The sequence below is a fragment of the Ovoidimarina sediminis genome (assembly GCF_032586175.1).
In the GTDB taxonomy this organism is placed as follows: domain Bacteria; phylum Pseudomonadota; class Alphaproteobacteria; order Rhodobacterales; family Rhodobacteraceae; genus Ovoidimarina; species Ovoidimarina sediminis.
On the sequence record NZ_JAWHTE010000002.1, the window covers coordinates 75,142 to 88,877 of the forward strand.

11 protein-coding genes are annotated in these 13,736 nt (G+C 65.2%); 6 read left to right on the plus strand and 5 right to left on the minus strand.

Features of this window, described 5'->3' with window-relative positions; genetic code table 11:
* Positions 1 to 58: 58 nt before the first annotated feature.
* From RXV90_RS03305 to RXV90_RS03315, 3 genes are read left to right on the plus strand one after another with little or no spacing between them, the layout of a single operon-like run.
* On the plus strand, positions 59 to 880 hold the full coding sequence (locus RXV90_RS03305) for an ABC transporter permease (RefSeq protein ID WP_316647161.1): 822 nt from the start codon (positions 59 to 61) through the stop codon (positions 878 to 880).
* On the plus strand, positions 877 to 1,485 hold the full coding sequence (locus tag RXV90_RS03310) for a peptide-binding protein (protein ID WP_316646860.1): 609 nt from the start codon (positions 877 to 879) through the stop codon (positions 1,483 to 1,485). The genes RXV90_RS03305 and RXV90_RS03310 overlap by 4 nt, the downstream gene beginning before the upstream one ends.
* Entirely contained in the window at positions 1,472 to 2,410 is a 939-nt protein-coding gene (locus RXV90_RS03315; RefSeq protein WP_316646861.1) for an arginase family protein, read from the plus strand. The genes RXV90_RS03310 and RXV90_RS03315 overlap by 14 nt, the downstream gene beginning before the upstream one ends.
* Here RXV90_RS03315 and RXV90_RS03320 read toward each other — a convergent pair.
* Positions 2,400 to 3,032: an alpha-ketoglutarate-dependent dioxygenase AlkB gene (locus RXV90_RS03320; RefSeq protein ID WP_316646862.1), complete on the minus strand. Its 633-nt coding sequence runs from the start codon at positions 3,030 to 3,032 to the stop codon at positions 2,400 to 2,402. The genes RXV90_RS03315 and RXV90_RS03320 overlap by 11 nt on opposite strands.
* Positions 3,033 to 3,214: 182 nt before the next feature.
* On the opposite strand from RXV90_RS03320, the gene dnaK reads away from it, so the two are divergent.
* On the plus strand, positions 3,215 to 5,134 hold the full coding sequence (dnaK, locus tag RXV90_RS03325) for a molecular chaperone DnaK (protein WP_316646863.1): 1,920 nt from the start codon (positions 3,215 to 3,217) through the stop codon (positions 5,132 to 5,134).
* Between the two features lie 74 nt (positions 5,135 to 5,208).
* Positions 5,209 to 6,360 (plus strand): molecular chaperone DnaJ, encoded by a 1,152-nt coding sequence (gene dnaJ / locus RXV90_RS03330; RefSeq protein WP_316646864.1) that lies wholly within the window; start codon positions 5,209 to 5,211, stop codon positions 6,358 to 6,360.
* 17 nt (positions 6,361 to 6,377) lie between these two features.
* On the opposite strand, the gene RXV90_RS03335 is transcribed toward dnaJ, so the two are convergent.
* Positions 6,378 to 7,130, minus strand: a complete 753-nt coding sequence (locus tag RXV90_RS03335) for a slipin family protein (RefSeq protein ID WP_316646865.1) — start codon at positions 7,128 to 7,130, stop codon at positions 6,378 to 6,380.
* Positions 7,131 to 7,430: 300 nt separating this feature from the next.
* Here RXV90_RS03335 and radC point away from each other — a divergent pair, with 300 nt between their 5' ends.
* Complete coding sequence (gene radC, locus RXV90_RS03340) at positions 7,431 to 8,180, plus strand: RadC family protein (protein ID WP_316646867.1); 750 nt, start codon at positions 7,431 to 7,433, stop codon at positions 8,178 to 8,180.
* On the opposite strand, the gene RXV90_RS03345 is transcribed toward radC, so the two are convergent.
* The 3 genes from RXV90_RS03345 to secA form a co-directional block, all read right to left on the minus strand.
* Positions 8,171 to 9,718 (minus strand): substrate-binding domain-containing protein, encoded by a 1,548-nt coding sequence (locus RXV90_RS03345; protein ID WP_316646868.1) that lies wholly within the window; start codon positions 9,716 to 9,718, stop codon positions 8,171 to 8,173. The genes radC and RXV90_RS03345 overlap by 10 nt on opposite strands.
* A gap of 23 nt (positions 9,719 to 9,741) precedes the next feature.
* Positions 9,742 to 10,773, minus strand: coding sequence for a hypothetical protein (locus tag RXV90_RS03350; protein WP_316646869.1), 1,032 nt, complete (start codon positions 10,771 to 10,773; stop codon positions 9,742 to 9,744).
* A gap of 120 nt (positions 10,774 to 10,893) precedes the next feature.
* Positions 10,894 to 13,614: a preprotein translocase subunit SecA gene (gene secA, locus RXV90_RS03355; protein ID WP_316646870.1), complete on the minus strand. Its 2,721-nt coding sequence runs from the start codon at positions 13,612 to 13,614 to the stop codon at positions 10,894 to 10,896.
* Between the last annotated feature and the right edge of the window lie 122 nt (positions 13,615 to 13,736).

A 13,736-nucleotide genomic window follows, 5' to 3' on the forward strand; every position in this document is an offset into this window, starting at 1 on the left:
CAAGAACCTCGCGCACGATGGAGACGCGGGGGCGACGGGACACAAGGCAGGACGAGCGATGTTCGAAGGACGCGTTCAGAAAAGCATGCTCGGCTCCGGCCGGAACATGCTTCGGCTGATATATCACAACACCGTTCGGTCGGTGCGCAAGACTCATGGCAATGCGCTTGCGGCACTGGGCATCAACATCATGCAATCGGTGATCATGGTCGCGGTGTTCTACGCGATGTTCACGGTTCTGGGGCTCAGGGGCATGGCCGTCCGGGGCGACTTCCTGCTCTACATCATGTCGGGGATCTTCCTGTTCCTCACGCACATCAAGGCGATCGGCGCGGTCCTCGGGGCCGAGGGCGCGACCTCCTCGATGATGAACCACCTCAACATGAACACCGCGATCGCGATCTGTTCGGCCGCTCTTGGCGTGCTCTACATCCAGACGCTGACGGTGATCCTGATCCTGTTCTTCTACAACGCGGGCTGGGGGCCGATCGAAATCTACGATCCCAAGGGGGCCTACGCCATGCTGCTTCTGGCGTGGTTCACGGGCTCGGCCATCGGCATGCTGTTCTTCGCACTGAAGCCCTGGGCCCCGCAATTCGTCAGCATCCTCTCGCAGCTTTTGCAGCGCGCCAACATGATCGCCAGCGGCAAGATGTTTCTGGCGAATACGCTGCCGGCCTACATGCTGGCCATGTTCGACTGGAACCCGCTGTTTCACACCATCGACCAGGCACGCGGCTTCGCATTCATCAACTACAATCCGCATTTCTCGTCGGTCAGCTATCCGATCTATGTGGGCCTCGCCTGCGTCACGCTCGGGCTGATGGGCGAATTCTACACCCGCAAGCATTCTTCACAGAGCTGGAACGCGAAGCGATGAGGTGGCTTCTGGGCCTCCTTCTCTGCTGCGCGACGCCCGCCGCCGCCACCATCGACGCCTGGCCGGCACTGCACGACGTGGTTGGCGTGGCCCCCGACGATGTGCTGAACATCCGGTCGGATCCCAGCGCGGCCTCTGCGATCATAGGCACGCTTGCCCATGACGCCGAGGGGATCGAGGTGATCCGCCCCAGCGAGGATTTCGACTGGGGCCTGGTCAACACCGGCGAAGGCACCGGCTGGGTCTCTCTGCGCTACGTCGTGCCGCAGCCCGGGCAGTGGTTCGGCCAGATCCCGCGCGTGCGTGGCTGCTTCGGGACGGAACCGTTCTGGTCGCTCGATTTCTCCCGCGAGGTGCCAACCTATTCAGAGCCGGATCACGAAGAGGTGCTGACCCTCGGGCACGAGATGATGTCCCTCAACCGGCGCGACCGGGCCGCGTTCCTCATGTCGGGCGATGCGGGGCCCGCGCAACTGATCGTAACCTACGTCGCCTGCACCGACGGCATGTCGGATCGCGAATACGGATTGACCGCCGATTTCCTTCGCCAGACCGGCGAGGGCCCGGCCCTTGTCTCCGGATGCTGCAGCCTTGCCGGGCGCTGAATACGAAGATCCCGCGTCGGCGCTGGCGCTGATGTTCGGCGGTAGCCATATGTCGACCTTCCTTGGCCTCGAAAGCCGCCCCGTGGCTGATGCCGCGCCGGCCCATGTGGCGATCCTCGGGGCGGACACAGCCACGCCCTACCCGGCCGTAGGCCCGTATTGCGCGGGCGGCGCGGATGCGATCCGGCAGGGCAGCGCGCCCTATGCCGGCATCCAGTCGCACTGGAACTTCGATCTCGGACGCCCGGCCCTTCCCGAGGGTGCGGTGGTCGATTGCGGCAACCTTCCCATGGCCGAACATGGGGCGGCGAACCGTGCCGCGCTGTCTGGCGCGGTGCGCGCGCTCCGCGCCCAGGGTGTGGTGCCCGTGATCCTCGGCGGCGACGATTCCGTGCCCATCCCCGTGCTCGACGCGCTCGGCCCCGAACCGCTCTGGATCGTGCAGGTGGATGCCCATATCGACTGGCGCGACGAGGTCGAGGGGGAGCGCATGGGGCTGTCGTCGAACATGCGCCGCGCCTCCGAAATGGATCATGTCGAAGGCATCATCCAGATCGGGCAGCGGGGCCTTGGTTCCGCCCGCAAGGCCGACGTGGCCGCCGCCCGCGACTGGGGCGTACATTTCTTCCCCGCCCGCGGGCTTGAAGAGGCCGATCCGCTTGCGCCTCTTCCCGATGGCGCGCGCGTTGCCGTCGTCTTCGATTTCGATGCGCTCGATCCCGGTATCATGCCTGCGCTGATCGCGCCCACCGCAGGCGGGCTGTCCTACTGGCAGGTGATCGATCTTTTCGACCGGGTCGCCGCGCGGGCCGAAATCGCGGGCATCACGATGTGCGAATTCATGCCTTCGGCCGACCGGAACGCGCAGGGCGCGATCCTCGCGGGCCAGATCCTGACCACATGGCTTGGCCGCCTTACGGGCTGACGCCGGCCACCCGCAGCGTCAGGTTGATCCGCCCGCCCTTCGGCAGAAGCGACGACGATCCGGGCCGCACCCGATCGATCCCGTGATGCGCCAGCCGCGCGGCCCCGCCAAGCGCCACGACATCGCCCGAGGCCAGCCACCGGCTTTCCGTCCGTCCGCCACGCTCTCTCCCGCCGATCCGGAACAGCGCGTCATCCCCCAGCGAGATCGACACCACCGGCCAGTCGAACGAGGCTTCGTCGCGATCCTGGTGCAGGCCCATCTTCGCCTCCGCATCGTAGTAGTTCACAAGACAGGTATCGGGCGCCCGTTCCACTCCGGCCACGGCCTCCCAGACAGCCAGCGCCTCGGTCGGGATGGCCGGCCACGCCACGCCCGAGGGATGGCGCGGCTCATAGCGGTACCCCCGCCGGTCCGACACCCAGCCCACAGCCCCCGCCGAGGTCATCCTGACCGACATCTGCTTGCCCCGCCGCGTCTCAGGCCGGAAGAGCGGCGCAGCCGCCACGACGCCCCGCACCGCCGCCACCAGTGCCTCTTGTGCGGGCCGGTCGAGAAAGCCCGGGAAATAACGCGCGCCGCGCAAGTCGATCCCATTCGCCCCGGCCTGCCCGTCTTCCATCGGAAACGACTCGCTTTTTCCTGTTTTCAAGGGCATCGGCGCGCTTGCAGCGCCCCCAACCCCTCCCTATATACCCCCCGAACGCGGCCGGGGTATGCCTCGGCCCAAACTCTGGGATCGGGCGGCGGTGCCTCGCAAGGGCCGCGAACCCGGTACATCGCCGAAAGAGAGGACAACAGAGCATGGCCAAAGTCATCGGTATCGACCTTGGGACAACCAACAGCTGCGTCGCCATCATGGACGGCTCGCAGCCCCGCGTGATCGAAAACGCGGAGGGCGCGCGCACCACGCCCTCGATCGTCGCCTTCACGGACAACGAACGCCTCGTGGGCCAGCCCGCGAAACGTCAGGCCGTCACCAACCCCGACAACACGATCTTCGCCGTCAAGCGTCTGATCGGCCGCCGGGTGGATGACGCCGAGGTGACGAAAGACAAGGGCATCGTGCCCTATGACATCGTCGACGGCGGTAATGGCGACGCCTGGGTCGAAGCGAAGGGCGAAAAGTATTCGCCGTCGCAGATCTCGGCCTTCATCCTGCAGAAGATGAAGGAAACCGCCGAAAGCTATCTCGGCGAAAAGGTCGAGCAGGCGGTCATCACCGTTCCCGCCTATTTCAACGACGCCCAGCGTCAGGCCACGAAGGACGCCGGTAAGATCGCCGGACTCGAAGTCCTGCGGATCATCAACGAACCGACGGCTGCTGCGCTCGCCTATGGCCTCGACAAGAAAGATTCGAAGACCATCGCGGTCTATGACCTTGGCGGCGGCACCTTCGACATCACGATCCTCGAAATCGACGACGGCCTCTTCGAGGTGAAGTCGACGAACGGCGACACGTTCCTCGGCGGCGAAGATTTCGACATGCGGATCGTCCAGTACCTGGCCGACGAGTTCAAGAAAGAGAACGGCGTCGATCTGACGAAGGACAAGATGGCGCTTCAGCGTCTGAAGGAAGCGGCGGAAAAGGCGAAGATCGAACTGTCGTCCTCGTCGCAGACCGAGATCAACCAGCCGTTCATCTCGATGGATCCGAACGGCGGTCAGCCGCTGCACATGGTGATGAAGCTGACGCGCGCGAAGCTCGAAAGCCTCGTCTCCGACCTGATTAAGAAGTCGATCGACCCCTGCAAGGCGGCCCTGAAGGACGCGGGCCTCTCGGCCGCCGATATCGACGAGGTGGTTCTCGTCGGCGGTATGACGCGGATGCCCAAAGTCGTCGACGAAGTGACGAAGTTCTTCGGCAAGGAACCCCACAAGGGCGTGAACCCCGATGAAGTCGTCGCAATGGGCGCGGCCATCCAGGCCGGTGTTCTGCAGGGTGACGTGAAGGACGTGGTCCTTCTCGACGTCACGCCGCTGTCGCTCGGCATCGAGACGCTGGGTGGCGTGTTCACCCGCCTGATCGACCGCAACACCACGATCCCGACCAAAAAGTCTCAGATCTTCTCCACCGCCGAAGACAACCAGAACGCGGTGACGATCCGGGTCTTCCAGGGCGAACGCGAAATGGCCGCGGACAACAAGCTTCTGGGCCAGTTCAACCTTGAAGACATTCCGCCCGCCCCGCGTGGCATGCCGCAGATCGAGGTCACCTTCGACATCGACGCCAACGGCATCGTCAGCGTCCAGGCGAAAGACAAGGGCACCGGCAAGGAACAGAAGATCACGATCCAGGCTTCGGGCGGTCTCTCGGACGACGAGATCGACCAGATGGTCAAGGACGCCGAGGCGAATGCCGAGGCGGACAAGGAGCGCCGCGAACTCGTCGAGGCCCGGAACCAGGCCGAAAGCCTCATCCACGCGACCGAAAAGTCGATGGAAGAGCATGGCGACAAGGTTGACCCGGCCACGATCGAAGCCATCGAACTGGCGATCTCCGCGCTCAAGGAGACGCTGGAAACCGACGACGCCGGCAAGATCAAGTCGGGCATCCAGAACGTGACCGAAGCGGCCATGAAACTCGGCGAGGCCATCTACAAGGCCGAGCAGGAGAAGGCCGCGGGCGAACCGTCGGAAGACGAAGACGGGCCGCGCGGAGTGGATGACGAAATCGTCGACGCCGATTTCGAAGATCTCGACGACGACAAGCGCGCCTCTTGACGCGTGCACTGAACGCCACCGGCCGGTCTGCGGTATCCGTGGGCCGGCCAGCGCGTTCAAAGGGGACGACCTGAATGGCCAAGCGCGATTATTACGAGGTTCTCGGGGTCTCGAAGGGCGCCGATGCCGACGAAATCAAGAAGGCCTATCGCCGGAAGGCGAAGGAGCTTCACCCCGACCGCAACAAGGACAATCCCGACTCCGAGGCCCAGTTCAAGGAAGCGAACGAGGCCTACGAGGTTCTGAAGGATGCCGACAAGAAGGCGGCCTATGACCGGTTCGGCCATGCGGCCTTCGAAGGCGGCATGGGCGGCGGGCCGCGCGGCGGCCCCGGTTTCGGCGGGCAGGGCGATTTCGCCAGCGCGTTTTCCGATGTGTTCGACGATCTCTTCGGCGAGTTCATGGGCGGGCGCGGCGGCGGCGGGCGGCAACGCGCCTCGCGCGGCTCCGACCTGCGCTACAATTTGCGGATCTCTCTGGAAGACGCCTTCCAAGGCCTCCAGAAAACGATCAACGTGCCCACCGCGGTCTCCTGCGGCACCTGCAACGGCAGCGGGTCGGAAGCCGGCACCGAACCCCAGACTTGCCCGACCTGTTCGGGCATGGGCAAGGTACGCGCCCAGCAGGGCTTCTTCACCGTCGAACGCACCTGCCCCACCTGTTCGGGGTTGGGCGAGATCATCAAGAACCCCTGCAACACCTGCGGCGGCGCGGGGCGCGTTCAGAAGGATCGCTCGCTTTCGGTGAACATCCCCGCAGGCGTCGAAACCGGCACCCGGATCCGCCTTGCGGGCGAAGGCGAGGCCGGCATGCGCGGCGGGCCCAATGGCGATCTCTACATCTTCATCGAGGTGGCCGATCACCCGCTCTTCCAGCGCGACGGGCAGCACCTTTACTGCCGCGTGCCGGTCTCGATGACGACCGCCGCGCTTGGCGGCGACATCGAGGTGCCGACGATCGACGGCGGCCGCAGCCGCGTGAAGGTTCCGGCCGGAAGCCAGTCGGGCAAGCAGATGCGGCTGCGCCAGAAGGGCATGCCGATGCTGCGCGGCGCGGGCGTTGGAGACATGTATCTCGAGCTTGCGGTGGAAACCCCGGTGAACCTGTCCTCGCGGCAAAAGGAACTCCTGCGCGAGTTCGAGGAGGTGTCGAAGACCGACACCAACCCCGAATCGTCGAGCTTCTTTTCAGCGGTGAAGAACTTCTGGGATTCGATGAAAAGCTGAGGTCCCGCTGAGGGGCCTCACTCCTTGGCGTCACCCGCCTCCGGCACCCCGCCCATTTCGAAGTGAATGGCATTGCCGCCGCCCTCGGCCGCCTGCAGCAATCGCAGCTTCATCAGCGCCGGGTTACCCTCGATCATGCGCGCCGTGTTGGCAAGGCTCCGCAACACCGCCTGCTCGCCGCGCGCGGCCTCCAGCCGCCGCTCGGCATCCTTCTGCGCCTCCAGCACCCCGGCATAGGCCCGCTTCAGGTTGGAGGGCAGCATCACATCGCGAAGCGCGACAGTGCTGAGGGCATAGCCCATCGTCTCCGCCACCGGCGCCAGCGCCTGTTCGACGGCCGCAGGAATGACCTCGCGGTCCTCCATCACTTCGTCGAGCGTCATGCCGAACACCGCGTCACGCAGCGCTAGCCGGGCGCGCTCTTCAAGGTCGTAAAGGGCGTTCATCACCGCTTCGTGGCTTTGCTTCGGATCGGAAACGTTCAGGAAGAACGACAGGCTCACCTTCACCGCGACCCGGTCTTTCGTCAGGATCTCCTGCCCCGACAGAACCAGGCTGCGCTGACGCACATCAATCCGCACGACGTGGTCACTCAGCTTGTTGATCCAGTAGGCGCCCGGTTCCAGCACCCTCTCGAACCGTCCATTCCGGTAGTGCAAGCCGCGCTGCCAGGCCCAGATTGTCTGGCGGCCGAGACCATACCGCAACAGCAGTATCCCCAAGGCCAGGACCGCAAGAATCCCCAGAAACGAAACCAGTCCGCCGGACATGGGCACTTCCCTTTGATTGGCGGATCTTGAACCGAAAGCCATCGATGGTCAGGGGGATCCGATCCACAGGCCGGCCATCGATGTTGCCCAAGGGTCGCCCCCGGCCCAAGACCCTGAATGCTGCACCAAAGCAAGACGGGAGTCGAACCCGGCTACGAACATACGTGCCGGTGGCCGGCGATGCCGCCACTGGCCCATCCGCTTCGCAACGGGAAATGCTTGTGGTCCGGGTGCCGGGCTGTCAAGCGATCAGCCCAGCATTAACCCATCCTTCACCATGACCGGGCGAGGGTGAGGCCCATGCCGCGCCACCCGCCTCAGCTTTCCGACGTCACGCCGTCGCTTTTCGACGCGGCCCCCGTCGCGCCCGCCCGCCTGCCCTCCTACCTGCGCGATCACCGCAAGCGGCTGCGCGAGCGCTTCATGGCGGCGGGGGGCGAGGCGCTGCCCGATTACGAACTTCTCGAACTCGTCCTCTTCCGTGCCATCCCGCGCCAGGACGTGAAGCCGCTGGCCCGCCGCCTGCTCGACACGTTCGGCGATTTCAACCGCGTTCTCGCCGCGCCGCCATCGCGCATCGCCGGGGTCGAGGGTGCGGGGCCTGCGGTCGCGGTGGAGCTGAAACTCGTCGCCGCCGCCGCGCAGCGCATGGCGCGCGCGAAGGTTCTGGATCGCCCGGTGCTCTCGGGCTGGGAGGCGCTGCTCGATTATTGCCACACCGCCATGGCGCATCTCGACTGCGAACAGTTCCGCGTGCTCTACCTCGACCGCAAGAACGTGCTCATCGCCGACGAGGCACAGGCCGAAGGCACCGTGGATCATGTGCCGGTCTACCCCCGCGAGGTGGTGAAACGGGCGCTGGAACTCGGCGCCTCCGCGCTGATCCTCGTCCACAATCACCCCTCGGGCGATCCCACACCGTCAGAGGCCGACATCACCGTCACCCGCCGGGTCGAGGCCGCGGGGCAGGCGTTGGGCCTTACCCTCCACGATCACCTCATCATCGGAAAATCGGCGGAAATCTCCTTGCGGGCAGAGGGTTACCTATGAACGCGCCAGACCTCGACACGCCGGTTGGTTTCGCCTTGCCAGGCCCCGCCGTCGCAGGCGATGGGCATCGCCTCTCCGAACCCATGCAGCGCAAGGGGCACCCGCTCCGCCTCGTCGGGCCCCAAGGCCTCGAACAGCGCGGCGCGCACCGCTTCCGCTCGCCGCCGTGACAGATCGGCATTGGCGGCAGGCCCGCCCTCGGCATCGGTGAACCCGGCGAGGATCAGGCGCGCATCGTCCATCTCGCCACGGCGGATCGCCTCTGCCAGGATCCGCACGCTCGCGCGGCTCGGCGCATCAAGCGCATCCGATCCGCCCTCGAACCGGAAGGTGGGCGTCAGCCGCTCCGCCTCCCCGAGAACGTCAAGAACCTGCCGCAGGCTCCGCGCGCCCACATCGCGCCCCGTGGCGCGGATCGCCTTGATCAGCCGCGCGCCCTGCGCCGTCATCGGCCAGGCGTCGATCTTCTGATCGGCAAAGCCCGCCCGCGCCACCACGTCCTGCGCGGCGCCGGTGCCGAGGAAGCGAACGAACCGCTGCGCCACGGGCTGCAGCCGCCAACTCGGGCGGTGCAGGTAGTGCGGAACCGTCAGGGGGTAGTCCTCGGATTTGAGCGCCTGAAGCGTCGGGCGCACGACATAGCCGCAGGGGCCGGAAAGCCCCAGCGCACGCTCCGCCTGCCCGGCTGAGAACAGCGTCAGGCCAAGGCCAAAAGGATCGCCCGCCACCGCCTCTGCCAGCGCCTCCGGCGTGTCATGGCGCACCGCATCGCGCCGGATCTGCGCCGAAAGCCGCGACCGGATCGCCCCGAATGCGCCCGATCGGGCGGTTGGCAGGTGCACCGTGATCGGCGCCTCGGGCCCCCCAAGCTCCGCCCAGCCCGTCACTTCGCCCGACAATACACCCCGCAGCGCCCCGAGCGGCAGATGATCTACCGCCACGCCATTTCCCGCAAGTACCACGATCGCATCAAGCGCCACGACCCGCGCCTGTTCGGGCGCATCAAGCGGGCCAAGTCCGGCATCGGCCGCCATCATCAGCTCATCCACCCCCGGGGGGCGCAGCGCCATCGCCATATCCGCAGTCTCCGCCACGAGATCGGCAAACCCCTCGCGCGCCGTGGTGTGGCGCAGGCGGATGCGCGCCACGTCGCGCTCGGCCTCCACGTCGATCAGAACGTAAAGCTCGTGGCTGGCATCCTCGACCTGCCGCACGAAGCCCAGCCCTTCCTCCGCCGCGAAGGCCTCTATCAGGGGCGGGATCAGCGCCCGCGTGCTGTCGGATGCCCCCGAGATCATCCAGTCCGAAATAAACCCGTCCGGCCCCGGGCAGCCAGGCCCATCGCAGTTCACCGCATCGGCATTCACCGTCACGATGCCGTATTGCGAGGCAATCCGGTACGTCGTGCCGTCGAAGTTCAGAAGCTCGCCGGTGAGTGTCATCGTCCCGGTCCGCGCCGTCAGATCCACCGTGTCGGCCCGGGCCGCGCCCGATGCGACAAGAACCGCCAGACCTGCCGTCAGACAAAATCGAAACATGGGGGAGCGGTCCCGTGCCGGGGTCAGTTGCCGGCGATTTTCAGATCATCGAGGATGTTTTTCAACACCAGAATGTCCCCCACATCCGCGCATCCAGGAAGAGGAACGGTGTGGCGCCGCTCCAGCGGGATGCCGTCGCCCGCGCGCTGAAGGCTGACCAGATCGATGGGGTTGCCGCAGGTCGCTTCCGTCACCCTGACGGCCGCCGCAAGCCGGATCGTGCCCGACCGGGCCCGGCCCGCGGGGAAGGAATAGATTTCCACCTGCCCGCTGTCTTCAATCGCGGGGTCGCCCAGCCGCACCACACGGCCCGCGGTGTCGACGGTGGCCCTCCGGCCAAGCGCCACATGGCCCGCGCTGCCCGGCCCCGCCCCGAATTCGAGCGCGTGAAGCGACAGGTCCGCCCCGGCGCCCCACGCCAGCGCGACGCGAGTGAAAGCACTGGCGTCGGGCACGTCGATCTCGGCCGTGACAGGCGCGCCGCCCTCAATCCGATAGGTGATCTCGGCGGCCTCGGTCATCGCCGGAATGGCGGTGTCGAAAAGCCCCTGCGCATCCGTCAGCCCGCTGAAGCTGAGGCCCGCATGGGTCACGTCCACACGCGCGCCGGGCGCACAGGCCGAGGTGACGCGCAGCCGGATCACGCCGCCCAGTTCGGCGCTCACCGAATGCTCCGTCCGGCACGCTATGCCAAAACCGTTCAGGTTGATCTCGGCATCGCTCGGCGGCCGGTCGGGCGCGAATACGGGGGCGGAAATGCGGATCGGCGCATGCGCCGGCAGATGCAACGCCTCACGCAGCGGCGCCGCGAGGCCGGGCACATCATGCCTCAGCGTATCGCTCGTTGGGGCCGGGAAGACGGGCTGGCGCACTTTCAGAAGCATGTTGTCGGTGCGCGTGGGAATGGGGGTGAAGCCGTCATCCTCGACCGGCGTGGTCGAAACGGCAGAGGCGCTGCCCAAGCCCGACAGCCCGTATTGCGTCACATGGCCGACACCGGCCGCAACGGCCAGCGTCACGACCGCCGTGACAATCTTTTGCTTCGTGTTCGACACCCTTGTGCTCCGGCAAGGAGGATCAAACCGAAATGTTTCAAAGGATTGGGACAGAGATGTGGCGCGCTTATGGCGGAAATCCCACCCACGCCTGCCCGTGACGCATCGGTCACGGACGGCTCAGAGAAGCCGCCCGTGGCAATGCTTGAACTTCTTGCCCGATCCGCAGGGGCATGCCTCGTTCCGGCCGGGATTACCCCAGGTTTCGGGATCGTTCTCGTCGAAACCCTCGCGCGGCGTGCCAACCGGGACCTCTGCCTCCGCATCCGGGTCGGCCATGTCGACCGTCACCGTGGCGGGCCGGGCGGCGGCAACCTGCTGCGCAAGCTGGCGCTGCATTTCCTCCTGCTCCTCGGCGGTCAGCGGGCGGATGCGCGAAAGCTTCTCGGTCACATCCGATCTCAACCCGTCAAGCAGGTTCTCGAACAGCTGGAACGCCTCCGACTTGAATTCGTTCAGAGGATCGCGCTGCGCATAGCCGCGGAAGCCCACGACGGAACGTAGGTGTTCCAGCGTTAGAAGATGCTCGCGCCACTTGGAATCGATCGTGTTGAGCAGGATCTGCTTTTCGATCGAGCGCATCGCCTCGGGGCCGAAGGATGCCGCCTTCGACGCCATGAATTCGTTCGCCGCTCGGATCAGGCGCTCGCGGATTTCCTCGTTCTCGACACCTTCCTCGGCAGCCCAGTCCTCGACCGGCACGTCGATCGCCAGCTTGTCCTTCACGGCCTGGGTCAGGCCCTCGGTATCCCATTGTTCGGCATAGGATTTCGGCGGCATATAGGTGTCGACCAGATCGTCGATCACCTGCTCGCGCATATCCTGCGCGATCTCGCCGATATCCTCAGCCTCCATGATCTCGCGCCGCTGGGCGAAAATCACCTTCCGCTGGTCGTTCATCACGTCGTCGAACTTCAGAAGGTGTTTCCGAATGTCGAAGTTCCGGCCCTCGACCTTCGCCTGCGCCTTTTCAAGCGATTTGTTGATCCAAGGGTGAACGATGGCCTCGCCTTCTTTCATCCCGATCTTCGACAGAACGCTTTCCAGCCGCTCCGACCCGAAGATCCGCATCAGATCGTCTTCAAGCGAAAGGTAGAAGACCGACCGTCCCGGGTCGCCCTGACGGCCCGACCGGCCGCGAAGCTGGTTGTCGATGCGGCGGCTTTCGTGCCGCTCGGTCGCCAGAACGAAAAGCCCGCCCGACTCCAGAACCTTCTGCTTGTCCTCGGCATGTTCGGCTTCGATCTTGTGGCGGATCGCATCGGGATCGGCCTCGGGATCGGCGGCAAGCGCCTCCAGCACCTTCATCTCGACGTTGCCGCCAAGCTGAATGTCGGTGCCCCGGCCCGCCATGTTCGTGGCGATCGTCACCGCGCCGGGCACCCCGGCCTCGGCGATGATCTTGGCTTCCTGTTCGTGGTGGCGGGCGTTCAGCACGTTGTGCTTGATACCCTCCTTCTGCAGAAGCCCCGACAGGAATTCCGACTTGTCGATCGAGGTGGTGCCGACAAGGATCGGCTGGCCCTTCTCATGCGCCTTGCGGATCTCTCTGACGATCGCCTCGAACTTGTCTTTCGTGCCCTTGTAGATCTGGTCGTGCTCGTCCTCCCGCGCCACGGGCATGTTCGTGGGAATCTCGACAACGCCAAGGCCATAGATCTGGCCGAATTCCTCTGCCTCGGTGGCTGCTGTACCGGTCATGCCCGCAAGCTTGTCGTAGAGGCGGAAGTAGTTCTGGAAGGTCACGCTGGCCAGCGTGACGTTCTCGGGCCGGATATCGACGCCCTCTTTCGCCTCGATCGCCTGGTGCAACCCGTCCGACAGCCGCCGCCCGGCCATCATCCGGCCGGTGAATTCGTCGATCAGCACGACCTCGCCATCCCGGACGATGTATTCCTTGTCCTTCTGGAATAGCTTGTGGGCGCGCAGGCCCTGGTTCACGTGGTGCACGATCGACGTCGATTCCGGGTCGTAAAGCGTGTGCTCCTCCGGCAGAATCCCAAGCTCGTGCAGCCGGTTTTCCAGAAACTCGTTGCCCGCGTCGGTGTAGCTGACGTTCCGCGTCTTTTCGTCCAGTTCGAAATGTTCGTCCTGAATTTCGGGGATAAGCGCGTCGATCGTGCGGTAAAGCTCCGACCGGTCCTGGCTCGGGCCCGAAATGATCAAAGGCGTCCGCGCCTCGTCGATCAGGATCGAATCCACCTCGTCGACGATCGCATAGTAATGGTCCCGCTGCCGCATCCGGCTCAGTTCCGGCTCCATGTTGTCGCGCAGGTAATCGAAGCCAAGCTCGTTGTTCGTGGCATAGGTGATGTCGGCGGCGTATTCGTCTTTCTTTTCGCCGTCGGTCTGGCCGGGATAGATCACCCCGGTTCTCAGCCCCAGCGCGGAATAGACCTTGCCCATCCACTCCGCATCCCGCTTGGCGAGGTAATCGTTGACGGTGACGATATGCACGCCCCGGCCCGTCAGCGCGTTCAGATAGGCCGGGAAGGTCGCAACCAGCGTCTTGCCTTCGCCCGTCTTCATCTCCGAGATATTGCCCTGGTGCAGGAAGATCCCACCCAGAAGCTGCACGTCGAACGCACGCAGGCCCAGCGCCCGCTTCGCCGCCTCGCGGCAGTTGGCGAAGGCCTCGGGCAGAAGATCGTCAAGGCTTTCGCCTGCCTCCTGCACGCGCTTCTTGAATTCTTCGGTCTTCTCCTTGATCCCCTCGTCGCTCAGCGCCTCGAATTCCGGCTCCAGCGCGTTGATGCGGTCCACAAGCCCCCGCATCCGCTTCACCTTGCGGTCGTTCGGCGTTCCGAAGACCTTTTTTGAGAGTGTTCCAATTCCAAGCATTCAGACGAAGCCCCGGGGTGCGTTTGACAGGATCGTGTGAGGGGTAGCGCTTGCCCGCGCGTGCCGCCAATCATAGAAGGTGGGGAAACGGCGGCCCCTCGTTTCAGACAAACGCGATGTAA